Origin of the sequence: Amycolatopsis sp. A133 (assembly GCF_031082405.1) — a bacterium.
In the GTDB taxonomy this organism is placed as follows: Bacteria; Actinomycetota; Actinomycetes; order Mycobacteriales; family Pseudonocardiaceae; genus Amycolatopsis.
In genome coordinates, this window is record NZ_JAVHJU010000045.1 from 21,772 (window position 1) to 40,715 (window position 18,944).

Sequence of the window (18,944 nt, forward strand, 5' to 3'; positions counted from 1 at the left end):
TCCAGCGTTAGCGCAGCAGCTTTGCGATCGCGAACGCCAGTTCGACCGACTGCTCGGCGTTGAACCGCGGGTCGCAGGCGGTCAGGTACCGCTCGGGCAGGTCGGCTTCGGTGATCTCCGCGGTACCGCCGAGGCATTCCGTCACGTCGTCGCCGGTCACCTCGACGTGGATGCCGCCGGGGTGGGTGCCGAGCCGGCGGTGGACCTCGAAGAAGCCCGCGAGCTCGTTGACGACGTGGCCGAAGTGCCGGGTCTTGTACCCGTTGGCCGACGTGCGGGTGTTGCCGTGCATCGGGTCGCACTGCCAGATCACCTCGTGCCCGGAGGCGGTGACCTTCTCCACGATCGGCGGGAGGAGCTCGCGGACCTGGGCGTGCCCCATCCGGCTGACCAGCGTCAGCCGGCCCGGGGTGCGGTGCGGGTCGAGCCGCCGGACGTATTCGACGACCTCTTCCGGGGTGCAGCTCGGCCCGAGCTTCAGGCCGATCGGGTTGGACAGCAGCTCCGCGAACGCGATGTGGGCGCCGTCGAGCTGCCGGGTGCGTTCCCCGATCCACAGGAAGTGCGCCAGCCCGCTGGACAGCCGGGGTTCCGGGCCGCCGGAGTCCGCCCACAGGACGGCCCGTTCGTAGTCGAGCAGCAGCAGTTCGTGGCTGACGTAGAACTCGGTCGGGCCGGGTGCCCGGCCGCCGCCGTCGAACCGCGGTTCTCCCGGCGCATTGCGGCGGGCCCCGGCGAGCGCCACCAGGGGTTCGTCGATGCCCTCGGCGCAGAGCTTGCGGACCAGGTCCATGGCGCTGGCGGAGTGGGCGTAGGCCATCAGCATCCGGTGGGGGTCGGGGGTCCGGGCGGCGGCCGTGCGCTCCGGGGAGTTCACGATGTCGCCGCGGTAGACCGGCAGTCCCAGCGCGTCGACGGTGTTGGACCTCGGCTTGGCGAACTGCCCGGCCATCCGGGCGATCTTGACCACCGGCAGGCCGCCCGCGTCGGCCAGCACACCCGCCATCCGCGCCAGCACCCCCAGGTTCGCCCGCAGGTGCGGTTCGGTGTTGCCGGCGAACGTCTCCGCGCAGTCCCCGCCCTGCAGCAGGAACGCCTCGCCGCGGGCGACCGCCGCCAGCCGGGCGCTCAGCCGCGCCGTCTCCTCCGGCGCCACGATCGGCTCGGCGTTGTGCAGCAGCTCGATCACCGCGCCCGCCCGTTCGGCGTCCGGCCAGCACGGCTGCTGCGCGGCCGGCCGGGCCAGCGCCGCGCTCAGCCGTCCGGCCAGCACCCGGTCGACCGCGCGGCCGGGGCCCGCGCCGTCCGGCTCGGCGAGCAGGTGCGGCAGGCGCTTCATGCCGTCGCCGCTTCCGTCGCGCCGACCAGGTTGCCCAGGCTGTCGCGGGGCATCCGGTCCAGGACGTCGGTGACCACGCCCGGCGGCACGTCGCTCACCAGCTCCGCGCCCCGCGGCCCGGCCAGCACGAAGGCGAGCCCGCTGATCGCCTTCTTGTCCCGGTACATCTGCCGGACGAGCACGGCCGCATCGACGTCGTCGGGCAGGGCGGCGGGCAGGCCGTAGTGCCGGACGACGGCCAGGTGTTCGTCCACTCCGGACTGGTCGATGCGGCCCAGCGCCCCGGCCAGCCGGCCCGCGAAGACCGTGCCGATGGCGACGGCCTCGCCGTGGCGCAGAGCGAACCCGGTCGTGATCTCCAGCGCGTGCCCCAGCGTGTGGCCGTAGTTGAGCAGGTGCCGCAGCCCGGTGTCCCGCTCGTCCTGCGCCACGATGCCCGCTTTGAGGGTGACGCTGGCCGCGATCTGCTCCGGCAGCGACCGCCCCCGCAGGTCGGGTGCGCCGATGAAGTGGCAGCGGGCGATCTCGCCGAGGCCGTTCAGCACCTCCCGCCGCGGCAGGGTCGTCAGGTAGTCCGTGTCGCACAGCACCGCGCTGGGCTGCCAGTACGCGCCGACCAGGTTCTTGCCCGACGGCAGGTTCACCGCGGTCTTCCCGCCGACACTGGCGTCCACCTGCGCGAGCAGGGTCGTGGGCAGGTGGACCACGGCGACGCCGCGGTGGTACAGCGCGGCCGCCAGCCCGACGACGTCGGTGGTCGTGCCGCCGCCGCAGGAAACGACGACGTCGGACCGCGTCAGCCCGAACCGCGCGAACTCACCACACAGCTCCTCCACTGTGGACAGCCGCTTGTCCTGCTCGCCGTCGCGGGCCGGCAGCAGCAGGGTCTCGACCCCGGTGTCGGGCACCCAGTCCGCCGGCCGGGCCGACACGACCACGGCCCGCCGGGCGCCGATCCGGTCGACGACGCCGGGCAGCGCCGTCCGCACCCCGGGACCGACGACCACGTCGTAGGAACGCTCGTTCAGGCGTACCGGAATCGTCGTGGTCACGGCGACGGCTCCCGCGGCTGCGGCAGCGTCACGTACGGCAGGTCGGCGATCCTCGACACCGGCTCGCTGCCGTGGTGGAGGTACTCGCCGCCGTAGAAGAAGCCGAGGTACGGGAGGTAGTGGTGCTCGTACGCGGTCCGGCACAGGCCGGCGAACCTCGCCAGCAGACCGGTCTTTTCCGCCATGGTCTTCCCCTTCCGGTTTCACCCGGGCTCGCCGGACAGCACGCGGGCCACCAGCGTCCGGTGCTCGTCGTCGTCGGTGATCGTGCGCACCTGCTCGCGGCCGTCCCGGACCGTCAGGTACCGGCGCTGCCGCAGGAACACCTGACCGTTTTCGAGGGCGCGGCCGCACAGCGTTTCCTGGGTGTCGGTGCGGCCGGTGTCCCCCACGAGGGCCCGGAAGTTGTCCTCCAGTTCCTTCCAGTCGCTCCACTCGCGCGGTTTCGTCGTGAACGTGTAGACGTCGCTCCAGCGGGTGACCGCACCCCGGCGTTGCAGCGCATACCCGGCTTCCCGGTCCACCAGCCGGAACTGGCTGCCGTACTGGGTCTGCACCGCGGGCGAAACCGGCAGCGGCTCGACGTAGGTGGGGCCGGGGTAGCCGACGTCCACGAGCCACTCGCCGCCGTCCAGGGTGACCAGGTTGAACATGTGCTCGACGTCGGTCCCGAAGGTCTCGCGGCCTTCGGTGGTGCTGCCGGCGAGCGGCGTGACGTCGTAGCCCAGTTCGGTCAGGAGCCGGTGGAACAGCCGGTTGAGGTGGTAGCAGGCGCCGCCTTTCCCGTCGGCGATGCTGGTGGCGAAGACGTCGTCCTCGTCGAGGTCGACGACGTTCACCGCGTCACGGAGTTCGTAGGCGAGGCTGTTGTACGGGATCGCCATGAGGTGGCGCTTCTGCAGTTTCCGCAGCGTCTCGAGGTCCACGCCGGTTTCCCCGCCGCAGCCGATCCGCTGGAGGTAGGTCTCCAGGTCGAACATCGGTCATCACCTTCTTTCAGAAGAGCTCGGTCAGGTGCGCGGCGAGCAGGGCCGGCGTCGGGTGGTCGAAGACGACGCTGGGCGCGATCTTCCGGTCGGTGCGGGCGCGCAGCCGGTTGCGCAGTTCGATCGCGGTGAGGGAGTCGAAGCCGATCTCGAACAGCCCCTGGTCCTCGTCGATCTGGTCGGCGCGGTAGCCCAGCACCCCGGCCACCTGGGCGCGCACCAGGTCGAGCAGGACCTTCGCCCGCTCGTCCGGGCCGAGCCCGGCCAGCCGGCCGGCCCAGTCCTCGTCCACAGTGGACGCCACACGGGCCTGGTGCCGTGCCGCGCGAACCAGGCCACGCAGCAGGTGCGGCACTTCGGTGCCGCTGGCCGCGTCGGCGCGCAGGCCCCGCAGGTCGAGCTGGGCGGGCACCAGCTGGGCCTCCCCGGTGCCGATGGCGGCGTCGAAGAGTTCCAGGCCCTCCGCGGGTTTCATCGCCACGAGACCGCCGCGGCGGGTCATCCGGGCGCGGCCGGCCTCGTCGGTGCCGGCCGCCATGCCGCCGTCGGTCTGGTCCCACAGGCCCCACGCCAGCGATTGGCCCGGCAGGCCCGCCGCGCGCCGGTGGGCCATCAGGCCGTCCAGGTACGCGTTCGCCGCGGCGTAGCTGCCGCTGCCGGCGCCCATGAACACCGCGGAAACCGAGGAATAGACGACGAACGCGTCGAGCTCCAGCCCGCGGGTCAGCTCGTCGAGGTGCCGGGCCGCGGTGACTTTGGGCGCGAACACCTCGGCCAGCCGCTCCGGCGTCACCGTCCCGATCACGCCGGCGTCCGCCACGCCGGCCGTGTGCACGACGGCGGTCGGGCGGTGCTGTTCGAGCAGCGAAGCCACCTGGCCGCGGTCGGCGACGTCGCAGGCGGCGACCGTGACGTCCGCCCCGAGCGCGGTGAGGTCGGTGACCAGGTCCTTCGCACCCTCGGCGTCCAGGCCGCGGCGGCTGGCCAGCAGCAGCTGCCGCACGCCGTGCCGTTCGACCAGGTGCCGGGCCACCAGGCCGCCGAGCGACCCGGTGCCGCCGGTGACCAGGACCGTTCCCCGGGTCTTGAACCCGGCGGACGGCTCCGGCCGGGCGGCGCGGGCCAGGCGCGGGATGGACAGCGTCGTTCCGCGAACGGCGACCTGCGGCTCCCCGGCCGCGAGCACCGCACCCAGCACCGGCTCCACCCCGGCATCGACATCGGTGTCGGTGTCGGCGTCGGTGTCGGCATCGGTGTCCAGTAGGACGATCCGGTCCGGGTTCTCCGCCTGGGCGGCCCGGACCAGGCCCCACACCGCGGCCGCGGCCGGGTCGCGCACCACACCGTCGCCGGCGGGCACGGCACCCCGGGTCACGATCGCGAGCTTCGTCGCCTCCAGCCCGCCACCGGCCAGCCAGCACTGGACCACGTCCAGCACGCGGACGGTGAGCGCCAGCACCGGGTCCTCGTCGGCCGCGTCGGCGACGGCTTCCATGACGGCCACGGCCGGGGCGGCCGTCCCGCCGGAGAGCACGTCGTCGGCCAGCGTGGCCACCTCTTCCGCGGTGGCCACCGGCACCCACGACGGCACCGGCGTCGCCCTGTCCACCCGGGACAGCGGCGTCCAGTCCACGCGGTACAGCGAACCCGAGCCGGCCGCCGTGGCGAGCTGTTCGTTCGACACCGGGCGGCCGACCAGGGAATCCAGCGTGACGACCAGGCCGCCGGTCTCGTCCACGGCCTCCAGCGACAGGCTGTCCCGCTCGGGCTTGGCGACGCGCACCCGCAGCACCGAGGCCCCGGCGGCGTGCAGCCGCAGCCCGTTCCACGCGAACGGCAGCCGCACCTCGTCGCCGTAGGACTCGGTGTCCGCCGCGGCGCTGACCATCGTCGAGTGCAGGGCCGCGTCGAGCAGCGCGGGGTGGATGCCGAACCGGCCGGCTTCTTCGCGGTGGTCTTCGGGCAGGGCGATTTCGGCGAACGTCTCGTCGTCGCGCCGCCACACCGCGCGCACGGCCCGGAACGCCGGTCCGTACCCGTAGCCGACGGCGTCGAGCACGTCGTAGGCACCGCTGATGTCGACGGGCCGCGCGCCGGGCGGCGGCCAGGCGGCGAAGTCGAACGCGGCGGTTCCCCGCGGCCGATCCCCGGGGACGACCACGCCGGTCGCGTGCCGGGTCCACGTGTCCGCGTCTTCGCGCAGGGAGTAGACGTCCACCGTGCGCGAGCCGTCTTCGCCCGGCCCACCGAGCGCTACCTGCACCCGGACCCCGCCGCGGCGGGGCACCACGAGCGGCGCTTCGATCACCAGCTCGTCGAGCACCGGGCAGGCGGCTTCGTCGCCGGCCCGCACGGCCAGCTCGACCAGCCCGGTGCCGGGGACGATCACCACGTCCCGGACCGCGTGGTCGGCCAGCCACGGGTGCGACCGCAGGGACAGCCGCGAGGTGAAGACGAGACCGTCGGACGACGGCAGCTGCACGACCGCGCCGAGCAGCGGGTGGTCGGCGCCGGCGAGGCCCAGCGAGACGGCGTCGGTGGCGGCCGCGTCGCGGGCGCGGAGCCAGTAGTGCTGGTGGTCGAAGGCGTACGCCGGGAGGTCCACCCGCGCGGGCGGGACCAGCGTGGCCCAGTCCACCGGGACGCCGCGGACGAACAGCTCAGCCATCGAGGTCAGCAGCCGAGGCAGCCCACCTTCGTCGCGGCGGAGGGATCCCGTCACGAGCGCGGGAGTGTCGTCGGTGAGCTCCGTGATCGGCTGCACCAGCACCGGGTGGGCGCTGACCTCGACGAACACGCCGTGGCCCTGCTCGAGCAGCGCGGCCGCCGCCGGGCCGAACCCGACCCGGTTGCGCAGGTTCCGGTACCAGTACCCGCCGTCGACGACGCCGGCTTCGGTGATCCACTCACCGGTCACCGTGGAGAAGAACGGCACCAGGGGCGCCCGCGCGTCGATCCCGGCCAGCGCTTCGGCGAGGGTTTCCTCGATGTCCTCCACGTGCCGCGAGTGGGACGCGTAGTCCACCGCGATCCGCCGGACGCGGACCCCTTCGCCGGACAGGGTTTCCAGGACTTCGTCGAGCGCCTCGGCGTCGCCGGCGATCACCGTCGAGGTGGGGCCGTTGACCGCCGCCACCTCGACCCGGCCGGTCCACGGCGCCAGCCGTGCGGCCACGTTCTCTTCGCTCAGCGCCACGGAGGCCATGCCGCCGCGGCCGGACAGCTTCGCGGCGATCGCCTGGCTGCGCAACGCGACCACCTTCGCCGCGTCTTCGAGCGACAACGCACCCGACACGCAGGCCGCGGCGATCTCACCCTGGGAATGACCCAGCACCGCGTCGGGCACCACGCCGGCCGAGGACCACACCGCCGCGAGCCCGACCATCATCGCGAAACTCGCGGGCTGGAGCACGTCCACCCGGTACAGCAGCCCGGGGCCTTCACCGCGCAGCACGTCGTGCAGCGACCAGTCGGCCCACGGCTCCAGCGCGGCCGCGCACTCGTTGATGCGCTCGGCGAACACCGGCGACGACTCCAGCAGGTCCCGGCCCATGCCCGCCCACTGCGTCCCCTGGCCCGGAAACACCCACACGAGCTTGCCCGGCAGGCCGGACGCGGGCACCCGGCCGGTGACCAGGCCCGGCGCGTCCTCGCCCCGGCTCAGCGCCGCCAGACCGGCCTGCGCCTCCGGCCGCGAGCCCGCCACCACAACCGCGCGCTCGCCGAACACGGCCCGGCCGGCCAGGGCACCGGCCACGTCGGCGAGCGGCTCGGCGGACTCGTCGAGGAAGGCGGCCAGCCGGCGCGCCTGCCCCGCCAGCGAACCGCCACTGCGGGCCGACACCACGAGCGGCACCACGGCCGGTCGTGAGTGGAAAGGAGGGTTAGAACCCGCTTTTTCACTCACGACAAGCTGCGGCAGACCCGCATCCGGTGCTTCCTCGATGATCAGGTGCGCGTTCGTCCCGCTGATCCCGAAGGACGACACCCCGGCCCGGCGCGGCCGGTCTTCCCGCGGCCACTCCCGCGCCTCGGTCAGCACCTCGACCGCACCGGCCGACCAGTCGACCTGGGAGGTGGGCCGGTCCACGTGCAGGGTGGGCGGCATGACGCCGTGGCGCAGCGCCTGCACCATCTTGATCACCCCGGCGACCCCGGCCGCGGACTGCGTGTGCCCGAAGTTCGACTTCACCGAACCCAGCCGGAGCGGCTTTTCCGGGTTGCGGTCCTTGCCGTAGGTGGCCAGCAGGGCCTGGGCCTCGATGGGATCGCCCAGTGCGGTCCCGGTGCCGTGCCCCTCCACGATGTCCACATCGGACGGTTCGAGCCCGGCGCCGGCCAGGGCCCGGCGGATCACCCGCTGCTGCGACGGCCCGTTGGGGGCGGTCAAGCCGTTGGAAGCGCCGTCGGAGTTCACCGCGCTGCCGCGCAGCACGGCCAGGACCCGGTGCCCGCGCTCGCGCGCCACCGACAGCCGCTCCAGCACGACGATCCCGACGCCCTCGGCCCAGCCCGTGCCGTCCGCGCCGTCCGCGTAGGCCTTGCACCGCCCGTCCCCGGCGAGGCCGCGCTGCTTCGCGAACTCGACGAAGGTGCCGGGCGTGCCCATCACCGTGACGCCGCCGGCCAGTGCCATCGAGCACTCGCCCTGCCGCAGCGCCTGCCCGGCCAGGTGCATGGCCACCAGCGACGACGAACACGCCGTGTCGATCGTGACCGCCGGTCCCTCGAACCCGAAGACGTAGGAGACGCGGCCCGACACCACGCTGGAGGCGCCCGCGGTGCTCGCGTACCCCTCCAGTTCGGCGGCGTCCGCGCCCATCCCGTAGCCCTGGTTGGACACGCCGGCGAACACGCCGACGTCGGCGCCCTTCAGCGAAGCCGGGTCGAGACCGGCCCCTTCGAGGGCTTCCCACGACGTCTCGAGCAGCAACCGCTGCTGCGGGTCCATGGCCAGTGCTTCGCGCGGCGAAATCCCGAAGAAGCCCGCGTCGAACAGTCCGGCGCCTTCGAGGAAACCGCCCTGGGTGGTGTACGTCGTGCCGGCGGAGTCGGGGTCGTCGTCGAACAGGTTTTCCAGGTCCCAGCCCCGGTCCTCGGGGAAGGGAGACAGCCCTTCGCGGCCCTCGCGCACCAGGCGCCACAGGCCTTCGGGATCCGCGACGCCGCCGGGCAGCCGGCACGCCATGCCGACGATGGCGATCGGCTCGCCGAGATCCGCGGCGGCCGCGGTGGCGGCCGGGGTGCTCGCCACCGTGTCCCCGAGTTCGTCACGCAGGTAGCGGGCCAGCGCGACCGGCGCCGGGTAGTCGAAGACCAGCGTGGCGGGCAGCTTCAGCCCGGTCGCCTCGCGCAGCCGGTTCCGCAGTTCCACCGAGGTCAGGGAGTCGAACCCGGCGTCCTTGAACGCCGCGTCGGGGCGCACGGCTTCCGGACCGGCGTGCCCGAGCACCAGCGCGACCTGGGTGCGGACCACGTCGAGCAGCAGCGCCTCCTGCTCGGCCGGAGCCAGCCCGGCGAGCCGGCCGGCCAGCCCCTTGTCCACAGTGGACGCCGGCCGGGCCTGCTGCCTGCCGGGGCGGACCAGGCCGCGCAGCAGGTGCGGCACGTCCCCGCCGGCCCGGGTCTTGCGCAGGTCCAGCTTGACCGGGACGACGAGCGCGTGCGGCGCGGTCACCCCGGCGTCGAACAGGTCCATGCCCTCGGCGGGCGAGATGGCCAGGACGCCGCCGCGGCTCGCCCGCGCCTGGTCGGCGCCGCCGAGGTGCGCGGTCATGCCGTCGGTCTGCTCCCACAAACCCCAGGCCAGCGACGTGCCGGGCAGGCCCGCGGCCCGGCGGTTCGCCACCACGGCGTCCAGGTAGGCGTTGGCGGCGGCGTAGTTGCCCTGGCCGGCGGAGCCGAAGACCCCGGAGGCGGACGAGAACACGACGAAGGCGCCGAGGTCCAGCTCGCGGGTCAGCTCGTCGAGGTGGCGCACCGCGTCGACCTTGGGCGCGAAGACCTTGGCCAGCCGCTCCCGCGTCAACGCCTCGAAGACGCCGTCGTCCAGCACGCCCGCCGTGTGCACCACGGCGGCCGGGCGGTGTTCGGCGAGCAGCGCAGCCACCTGGTCGCGGTCGGCCAGGTCGGCCGCCACCACGGTGACGTCGGCGCCCTGCCCGCCGAGTTCGGCGGCCAGTTCGGCCAGGCCGTCGGCGGCCGGGCCCCGCCTGCTGACGAGCACCAGCCGCCGGACGCCGTGCCGGGCCACCAGGTGCCGGGCGGTCAGCACGCCCAGCGATCCGGCGCCCGAGATCAGGACCGTCCCGTCCGGGCCGAACGCGGCCGGGGTGTCCGCGGCCTCCGCGCGGGCCAGCCGCGGGGCCGTCAGGACCGTGCCCCGGACCGCGACCTGCGGTTCACCACTGGCCAGCACCGCATCCAGCGGCACTTCGCCGTCGGTGTCGAGCAGGACGATCCGGCCGGGGTTCTCCGCCTGCGCGGCCCGGATCAGGCCCCACACGGCCGCACCGGCCGGATCGGTCACGACGCCGTCGGCGGGGACCGCACCGCGGGTCACCACCACCAGACGGGCGTCGTCCGCCGCGCCGGAAAGCCACGTCTGCACGGCTTCCAGCACGCGGCCGGTCAGGGCCAGGGGCTCCTCGCCGTCGGCTTCGAGCACCTCGGCCTGCCCCGCGGGCGCGTCCTCGGGCCGGGCGATCTCGGTCCACTCCACGCGGAACAACGCGTCTCGGTTCGCCGTCGCGCCGAGCTGCTCGGCCGCCACCGGCCGGGAGACCAGCGAGTCCGCCGTCACGACGAGACCGCCGGCCTCGTCCGCGGCCTCGACCGACAGGGCGTCCGGGCCGCTCGGGGCGAGCCGGACCCGCAGCGCGGTCGCGCCGGCGGCGTGCAGCACCAGGCCGTTCCACACGAACGGCAGCACCGGCCGCCCGGGCTCTTCCGTCGTGGCGGCCCCGAGCATGCCCGCGTGCAGGGCGGCGTCCAGCAGGCCGGGGTGGATGCCGAACCGGGCCGCGTCCGCGCGCTCGTCTTCGGGCAGGACGACCTCGGCGAACACCTCGGCACCGCGCCGCCACACCGCCTGCAGGCCCCGGAAGGACGGCCCGTAGGTGTACCCGCGCTCGACGAGCTCGTCGTAGAAGTCCGCGACCTCGACGCGCTCGACCCCGGGCGGCGGCCAAGCGGTGAAGTCGAACGGTGCGTGCGCCGGCGACGTCGCCGCCAGGAAGCCGGTGGCGTGCCGGGTCCAGACCTCGGCGCCGTCGTCCTCGCGCAGGGAATACACCTCGACCGTGCGCGAACCGGTCTCCCCCGGCGCGCCCACGACGACCTGGATCCGGACCCCGCCGTGGTCGGGAACGACCAGCGGGGCCTCGATGACGAGTTCCTCGAGGACCGGGCAGCCGGCCTCGTCCCCGGCCCGGACCGCCAGCTCGACGAGCCCGGTGCCCGCGACGAGCACCACCCCGCCGATGACGTGGTCGGCCAGCCAGGGGTGCGACTTCAGCGACAGCCGGGCGGTGAAGACCAGGCCGTCCGGCTGCGGCAGCCGCACCACCGCGCCCAGCAGCGGGTGGTCGGCCGCGACCTGCCCGAGCGAGGCCGCGTCCGTGGCCTGCGCGGCGGGCTGCAGCCAGTAGTGCTGCTGGTCGAAGGCGTACTTCGGCAGGTCGACGAAGCCGGTCACCGGCGGCAGCAGGGCGGACCAGTCGACCTTTGCGCCGCGGACGAACAGCTCGGCGACCGCGGTGAGCAGCGCCGCCTCTTCCGGACGGTCGTCCCGCAGGGCGGCGACGCACGTGGCACCGTCGGCCGTCTCCTCGACGAGACCGGTCAGCGCCGCCCCCGGTCCCAGCTCGACGAACCGGGTGCCGCCGAACTCGACCGCGGCCGCGATGCCCGCGGCGAACCGCACCGGCCGTCGCACGTGCTCGGCCCAGTACTGCGGCTCGGCCAGTTCGCCCGGCTCGGCGAGCCGGCCGGTCACGTTGGACACCACCGGGATCTCCGGTTCGCGCCAGGTCACCTCGGCCAGCTCGGCGGCGAACTCGTCCAGCATCGGCTCCATCCGGGCGGAGTGGAACGCGTGGGAAACCTTGAGCTGCTTGGTCTTGTGCCCACGCTCGCGCAGGTGGGCGGCGGCCGCGAGGACCGCGTCTTCGTCGCCGGACAGGACGACCGCCGAGGGGCCGTTGACGGCGGCGAGTTCCACACCGTCGCCGAGCAGTCCGGCGACCTCCGCCTCGGAGGCGGCGACGGCGGCCATCGCCCCGCCCGGGGCCAGCGCCTGCATCAGCCGTCCCCGCGCCGCGACGATCCGCGCCGCGTCCGGCAGCGAGAACACCCCGGCGGCGTACGCGGCCGTGATCTCGCCGATCGAGTGCCCGATCACCACATCCGGCCGGACGCCCCAGGACTCCGTGAGCCGGAACAGCGCGCTCTCCACCGCGAACAACCCGGCCTGGGTGAACATCGTCTGGTCCAGCAGCCCGGTGCTCGCGGGCACCTCGCCCAGCACGACGTCCCGCACGCTGTGCCCGGCCCGGCCGTCCAGGCACGTGTCCAGCTGCGCGCAGGCCTCGTCGAACGCCGTCGCGAACACCGGGTACCGGTCGTAGAGCTCGCGGCCCATGCCGAGCCGCTGCGAACCCTGGCCCGGGAAGACGTAGACGACCTTGCCCGGCCGGCCCGAACCGGTCACCACGCCGGGCGCGGCTTCCCCGCGCGCCAGAGCGCGCAGCCCGGTCACCGCTTCCTCGTCCGAGCCAGCGACGACGACCGCGCGGTCACCCAGCAGCGCCCGGCTCGACAACAGCGCACTCGCCAGCCGCGCCCGGGACGCGTCCCCGGACTCGAGGACCTCCGCGAGCCGGCCCGCCTGGGCCGCCAGCGACGCCGGGCTGCCCGCCGACACGACCAGCGGCACCACAGCCGGTCGTGAGTGGAAAGGAGGGTTAGAACCCGCTTCTTCACTCACGACGGGCTGCGGCAGACCCGCGTCCGGTGCTTCCTCCAGGATCAGGTGCGCGTTCGTGCCGCTGATCCCGAACGCGGACACCCCGGCCCGGCGCGGCCGGTCTTCGCGCGGCCACTCGCGCGCCTCGGTCAGCAGCTCGACGGCCCCGGCCGACCAGTCGACCTCGGGGGTCGGCTCGGCCACGTGCAGGGTCGGCGGCATGGCGCCGTGCCGCAGGGCCTGGATCATCTTGATCACGCCCGCGACCCCGGCGGCCGCCTGCGTGTGCCCGAAGTTCGACTTGACCGAGCCCAGCCACAACGGCCGCTCGCGGCCCTGGCCGTAGGTCGCCAGCAGCGCCTGCGCTTCGATCGGGTCGCCCAGCGCGGTGCCCGTGCCGTGCGCCTCCACGATGTCCACATCGGACGCGACCAGCCCGGCGCCGGCCAGCGCCTTGCGGATCACCCGCTGCTGCGAAGGCCCGTTCGGGGCGGTCAGGCCGTTGGACGCACCGTCCTGGTTCACCGCGCTGCCGCGCACCACGGCCAGGATCCGGTGCCCGCGCTCCTGCGCGACCGAAAGCCGTTCGAGGACGAGCACCCCGGCGCCCTCGGCCCAGCCGGTGCCGTCCGCGGTCGAGGAGAAGGCCTTGGACCGGCCGTCGGCGGCCAGCACCCGCTGCCGCGAGAACGCGACGAAGGTGCCGGGCGTCGGCATCACCGTCGCGCCGCCGGCGAGCGCCATCGAGCACTCGCCCGCCCGCAGCGCCTGGGCGGCGAGGTGGATGGCCACCAGCGACGACGAGCACGCCGTGTCGATGGTGACCGCCGGGCCTTCGAGCCCGAAGACGTAGGACACCCGGCCCGAGGCCACGCTCGACGCCGCCCCGATGCCCGCGAAGGCCTCCAGGTCCGGCGTGATCGCCCCGGCCCCGTAGCCCTGGGTGAACACGCCGGAGAACACCCCGACGTCGCTGCCCTTCAGCGAAAGCGGGTCGACCCCGGCGTCTTCCAGTGCCTCCCACGACGTCTCCAGCAGCACCCGCTGCTGCGGGTCCATGACCAGGGCCTCCCGCGGCGAGATGCCGAACAGGCCCGCGTCGAACAGCCCGGCCCCGCGCAGGAACCCGCCCTGGCTGGTGTACGACGTCCCCGGGTGGTCGGGGTCCGGGTCGAACAGGCCGTCCAGTTCCCAGCCCCGGTCGTCGGGGAAGTCGGAGAGGGCGTCGACGCCGCCGGCCACCAGCCGCCACAGGTCTTCGGGCGAGGACACCCCACCCGGGAACCGGCAGGCCATCCCGACGACGGCGAGCGGCTCGTCGGCGTGCCGGGCACCCTGCTTGCGCAGGCTGTGCAGCTCGGCCGTGACGCGCTTGAGGTACTTGAGGAGTTTTTCGTCCGTGGCCATTCTGGGGTCCTCACAAAGGTTTTGCCGGAAAGTCGGGCTCGGGCCGAGGTCAGGTGAGACCCAGCTCCCCGTCGATGAAGTCGAGGACTTCGTCGGCGGATGCGGACTCGAGCCGGTCCGCCAGCGTGGCGTCGTCCGCCTGGTCGAGAACTCCGTTGCACCGGGCCACCAAGCCCTGCAGCCGGAGGGTGAGACCGGTCTTCGCCGATTCGTCGAGGCGCAGCCCGCCGAGCAGCGCCTCGACGTCTTCGAGCCGGGCGTTCACCAGTGACAGCGCGTCGTCGCCGGCCCCGAGCTCGTCGCGCAGGTGCCGGGCGAGGACCAGCGGTGTGGGGTAGTCGAAGGCGAGCGTCGCGGGCAGCTTCAGCCCGGTGCTCTCCCGCAGCCGGTTGCGCAGGTCCACCGAGGTGAGCGAGTCGAAGCCGGCGTCCTTGAACGCCGTGTCCGCGCGGACCGCGTCCGGCCCGGCGTGCCCGAGCACCGCCGCGACCTGGCTGCGCACCAGGTCGACGAGCAGCGCCTCCTGCTCGGGCGCGGCCAGCCCGGCCAGCCGGCCCACCAGCTGGTTGTCTGCGGTGGACGACGTCTGCGCCTGCCGCCGCCCGGTCCGGACCAGCCCGCGCAGCAGGTGCGGCACCGCACCGCCGGCCCGCACCTCCCGCAGGTCGAGCTTGACCGGCACCAGCAGCGCGTGCGGCGCACCCACGGCGGCGTCGAACAGGGCCATGCCCTCCTCGGCCGTGATCGGCCGCACCCCGCCCCGGCTCATCCGCGCCTGGTCGGCGCCGCCGAGGTGCGCGGTCAGGCCCGTGGCCTGTGCCCACAGGCCCCACGCCAGCGACAGCCCGGGCAGGCCCGCCGCCCGGCGGCTCGCCATCGCCGCGTCCAGGAACGCGTTCGCCGCCGCGTAGTTGCCCTGCCCGGGCGAACCGAAGACACCGGACCCGGACGAGAAGACGACAAAGGCGTCGAGGTCCCGGCCGCGGGTGAGCTCGTCGAGGTGGCGGACGGCGTCGACCTTGGGCGCGAACACCTTGGCCAGCCGGTCGGAGGTCAGCGTCCCGATGACGCCGTCGTCCAGCACGCCCGCCGTGTGCACCACGCTGGTCGGGCGGTGCTCGTCGAGGAGGGCGGCCACCTGGTCGCGGTCGGCCACGTCGCAGGCGACGACGGAGACGTCCGCGCCTTCGCCGGTGAGATCGGTGACGAGGTCCTTCGCGCCGTCGGCGTCCAGGCCGCGGCGGCTGGCCAGCACCAGCTTCCGGACGCCGTGATGGGTGACCAGGTGCCGCGCCACGATCTCCCCGAGCACGCCCGCTCCGGAGACGAGCACCGTCCCTTGTGGACCGAAGACCGGGGCCGGGGCCGCGTCGGCGCGGGCCAGGCGCGGGACGTACAGGGCCGTGCCGCGCACGGCGACCTGCGGCTCACCGGCGGCCAGCACCGCGCCCAGCGGGACTTCGCCGTCGGTGTCCAGCAGGACGATCCGGTCCGGGTTCTCCGCCTGCGCGGACCGGACCAGGCCCCAGACCGCCGCCGCGGCCGGGTCGCTCACCGGGAGGTCCCCGGCGGGCACCGCGCCGCGGGTCACGACGACCAGGCGTTCCGCCTCGGGCTCGGTCAGCCACGTCTGGAGCTTCTCCAGGACCCGGGAGGTCGCCGTCAGCGGGGAGTCGCCATTGGGGACCTCCAGCACCTCGGCAGTGCCGTCGGTCTCCTGGCCCGCGGGGAGTTCGATCCAGTTCACCTGGAACAGCGAGTCGTTCGTGGCGGTGCCCGGCTGTCCGACGGACACCGGCCGCAGCACCACTTCCTTCGCCGTGACGACGAGGTTGCCGGCGCCGTCGGCCGCTTCCAGGAGCCCGCCGGGCTCCAGCCGGACCCGCAGCGTCGACGCCCCCGCGGCGTGCAGCGTCACGCCTCGCCATTCCATGGGTTGGGTCAGGTCGTCTTCACCGGGCACAGCCGCGGCCAAGAGCGCGGGGTGGATGCCGAACGCACCCGGGTCTGTGTCCTCGGGCAGGGAAACTTCGGCGAAGAGCTCGTCCCGCGCACCCGCGAAGTCGAATCCGCTGGTTTCGCACGGGGTCGCCGAGAGCGTGCCGGTGGCGTGCCGGGTCCACTCGTCGGTGGCGTCTTCGGGCTGGGCGTGCACTTCCAGGGTCCGTGCGCCGTCGTCCGGCCCGCTCACCGTGACCTGGATCCGGATCGCGCCGCGTTCCGGCACGACCACGGGCGTTTCGATGACGAGTTCGTCCAGGACCGGGGTCCCGGCCTCGTCGCCGGCCCGGATGGCCAGCTCGACCAGTGCCGCGCCGGGCACGACGACCACGTCTTCCACGATGTGGCCGGCCAGCCACGGCTGGGACTTCAGCGACCACTCGGTGGTGAAGACCAGGCCACCGGTCTGCGGCAGCCGGACCACCGGGCCGATGGCGTCGGTCGCCGGGTCGAGGTACCGCAGCCAGTAGTGCTGGTGGTCGAAAGCGTAAGTCGGCAGGTCGGCCCGCGCCGGCGGCACCACCGTGGTCCAGTCCACGTCGACGCCGCGGACGAACAGCTCGGCCATCGACGTCAGCAGCCGCCGCAGGCCGCCGTCTTCGCGGCGCAGCGTCCCGGTCACCACCGCCTCGGTGACCTCGCTGATCGGCTGCATCAGCACCGGGTGGGCGCTGATCTCGACGAACACCCGGTGACCCAGGCCGATCAGCTCGGCCACCGCCGGGCCGAAGCCGACCTGGTTGCGCAGGTTGCGGTACCAGTAATCGCCGTCCACGACCCCGGCGTCACGGATCCAGTCACCGATGAGGGTCGAGTAGAACGGCACCGCCGGCGCCTGCGCCTCGATCCCGGCCAGTGCTTCGGCCAAGGGCTCCTGGATGTCCTCGACGTGCCGGGTGTGCGAGGCGTAGTCCACCGCGACCCGCCGGACGCGGATCTCTTGTCCCGTCAACGCTTCGAGGGCCTGGTCGAGGGCTTCGGCGTCCCCGGCGATCACCACGGACGACGGGCTGTTGACGGCGGCCACCTCGACCCGGTCCGCCCAGGGCTGCAACCGCGTGACGGCGTCTTCTTCGCTCAACGCGACCGACGCCATCCCGCCGCGGCCGGCGAGCTTCGCGGCGATGGCCTGGCTGCGCAACGCGACCACCTTCGCCGCGTCTTCCAGCGACAACGCACCCGACACGCACGCCGCGGCGATCTCGCCCTGCGAATGGCCGAGCACCGCATCGGGCACCACCCCGGCCGAAGACCACACCGCAGCCAAGCCCACCATCATCGCGAAACTCGCGGGCTGCACCACATCGACCCGATCCAGGTCACCCTCGCCCCGCAGGACGTCGACCAGCGACCAGTCGATCCACGGCTCCAGCGCGGCCGCGCACTCGGCGATCCGCGCGGCGAACACCGGAGACTCTTCGAGAAGTTCCCGGCCCATGCCCACCCACTGCGCGCCCTGGCCCGGGAAAACCCACACGACCTTGCCCGGCGAACCCGCTCGACCGGTGACCACCGCGGCCGCGTCTTCCCCGCGAGCCAACGCTTCCAGACCCGTCACGGCCTCGTCGCGCGTGCCCGCCACCACGACCGCCCGGTCCTCGAACCGGGAGCGGCCGGAGAGCAGCGCCCCGGCGACGTCGGAGAGGGCCGCGTCAGACTCGCCGAGGAACGTGGCCAGCCGCCCGGCCTGACCCGCCAGGGCCCCGCGGGCCGACACCACGACCGGCACCACACCGGCCGAGGGCGCTTCGGCGACGGCCGTCTCTTCCTCGGGCGCTTCCTCGAGAATCAGGTGTGCGTTGGTCCCGCTGATGCCGAACGACGACACCCCGGCCCGGCGCGGACGCCCTTCGCGCGGCCACTCCCGGGCCTCCGTCAGCAGCGAAACCGCCCCGGCCGACCAGTCGACCTCGGTGGACGGCTGGTCGATGTGCAGCGTCGGGGGCAGCACGCCGTGGCGCAGCGCCTGCACCATCTTGATCACACTGGCCACGCCCGCGGCCGCCTGCGTGTGCCCGATGTTCGACTTGATCGAACCGAGCCACAACGGCTTTTCCGGGTCTCGGCCCTTTCCGTAAGTGGCCAGCAGGGCCTGCGCCTCGATCGGGTCGCCCAGCGTCGTGCCCGTGCCGTGCCCTTCGACAGCGTCCACATCGGACGGTGACAGGCCGGCTTCGGCCAGCGCGGCCCGGATCACCCGCTGCTGCGACGGGCCGTTCGGCGCGGTCAGCCCATTCGAAGCACCGTCCTGGTTCACCGCGATGCCGCGCAGCACGGCCAGCACCCGGTGCCCGCGCTCACGGGCGACCGACAGCCGTTCCAGCGCCACGACGCCGACGCCCTCGGCCAGTCCCATACCGTCGGCGCTGTCCGCGAACGCCTTGCAGCGCCCGTCCATGGCGAGCCCGCGCTGCCGGGAAAACGAAACGAAGGAACCGGGCTGGGCCATCACCATCGCGCCGCCGGCCAGGGCCAGCGAGACCTCGCCCCGCCGCAGGGCCTGCGCGGCGAGGTGCATCGCCACCAGCGACGACGAGCACCCGGTGTCGACGGTGACCGCCGGGCCCTCGAAGCCGAGGACGTAGGACACGCGGCCGGACGCGATGCACGGGGCCGCACCGGTGCCGACAAAACCTTCCAGCTCCGGCGCGACCACCCCGCCGCCGGCGCCGTAGCCCATGCTCGCGACACCGGTGAACACGCCGACGTCGCTGCCCTTCAGGGAAAGCGGGTCGGTACCGGTCCGCTCGATGGCCTCCCAGGACGTCTCCAGCAGCAGCCGCTGCTGCGGGTCCATCGCGACGGCCTCGCGCGGCGAGATCCCGAAGAAGCCCGCGTCGAAGAGTCCCGCGTCGTGCAGGAACCCGCCCTGGTTCGTGTACGTCGTCCCGGGGCGGTCGGGGTCCGGGTCGACGAGCCCGTCGACGTCCCAGCCCCGGTCGCCGGGGAACTCGGAGACGGCGTCGGTGCCGCCGGCCACCAGGTCCCACAGGTCCTCGGGCGAGGCCACCCCGCCCGGGTACCGGCACGCCATGGCGACGATGGCGATCGGCTCCCGCGCCTGTTCCTCGGCCTCGCGCAGCCGCGTGCGGGCGTCGCGGGCGTCGGCGATGGCCCGCTTGAGGTAGTCGCGGAGTTGTCCCTCGTCAGCCACTGAACTCAACTCCCAGGAATCTCACGTGTGCTTGCTTGTC

The 18,944-nt window shown here is 73.9% G+C and carries 6 protein-coding genes; all 6 read right to left on the reverse strand.

Annotation, left to right across the window (positions count from 1 at the left end):
- Nucleotides 1-7 precede the first annotated feature (7 nt).
- Genes Q5425_RS28340 through Q5425_RS28365 form a run of 6 tightly spaced genes read right to left on the reverse strand, consistent with a single transcriptional unit; the run spans nucleotide 8 to nucleotide 18,904 of the window.
- Complete coding sequence (locus tag Q5425_RS28340) at nucleotides 8-1,339, reverse strand: 3-deoxy-7-phosphoheptulonate synthase class II (RefSeq protein ID WP_308675374.1); 1,332 nt, start codon at nucleotides 1,337-1,339, stop codon at nucleotides 8-10.
- On the reverse strand, nucleotides 1,336-2,391 hold the full coding sequence (locus Q5425_RS28345) for a 3-dehydroquinate synthase family protein (protein ID WP_308675375.1): 1,056 nt from the start codon (nucleotides 2,389-2,391) through the stop codon (nucleotides 1,336-1,338). Before Q5425_RS28345 ends, Q5425_RS28340 begins: the two co-directional genes overlap by 4 nt.
- Nucleotides 2,388-2,576, reverse strand: a complete 189-nt coding sequence (locus Q5425_RS28350; RefSeq protein ID WP_308675376.1) for a hypothetical protein — start codon at nucleotides 2,574-2,576, stop codon at nucleotides 2,388-2,390. The genes Q5425_RS28345 and Q5425_RS28350 overlap by 4 nt, the downstream gene beginning before the upstream one ends.
- An 18-nt stretch (nucleotides 2,577-2,594) precedes the next feature.
- Nucleotides 2,595-3,371 carry an arylamine N-acetyltransferase gene (locus Q5425_RS28355; RefSeq protein ID WP_308675377.1) on the reverse strand — a complete coding sequence of 259 codons (777 nt, stop codon included), beginning with the start codon at nucleotides 3,369-3,371 and terminating at the stop codon, nucleotides 2,595-2,597.
- A gap of 16 nt (nucleotides 3,372-3,387) precedes the next feature.
- A complete protein-coding gene (locus tag Q5425_RS28360; RefSeq protein ID WP_308675378.1) occupies nucleotides 3,388-13,749 on the reverse strand; it encodes a type I polyketide synthase in 10,362 nt (3,453 codons plus the stop codon).
- Between the two features lie 49 nt (nucleotides 13,750-13,798).
- Nucleotides 13,799-18,904, reverse strand: coding sequence for a polyketide synthase (locus Q5425_RS28365; protein WP_308675379.1), 5,106 nt, complete (start codon nucleotides 18,902-18,904; stop codon nucleotides 13,799-13,801).
- Nucleotides 18,905-18,944: the final 40 nt, after the last annotated feature.

Bases quoted from the DNA above. Each gene is read 5' to 3' on its own strand.
- Q5425_RS28340 (WP_308675374.1), bottom strand. From the start codon at position 1,339: ATGAAGCGCCTGCCGCACCTGCTCGCCGAGCCGGACGGCGCGGGCCCC.
- Q5425_RS28350 (WP_308675376.1), bottom strand. From the start codon at position 2,576: ATGGCGGAAAAGACCGGTCTGCTGGCGAGGTTCGCCGGCCTGTGCCGG.
- Q5425_RS28355 (WP_308675377.1), bottom strand. From the start codon at position 3,371: ATGTTCGACCTGGAGACCTACCTCCAGCGGATCGGCTGCGGCGGGGAA.
- Q5425_RS28360 (WP_308675378.1), bottom strand. From the start codon at position 13,749: ATGGCCACGGACGAAAAACTCCTCAAGTACCTCAAGCGCGTCACGGCC.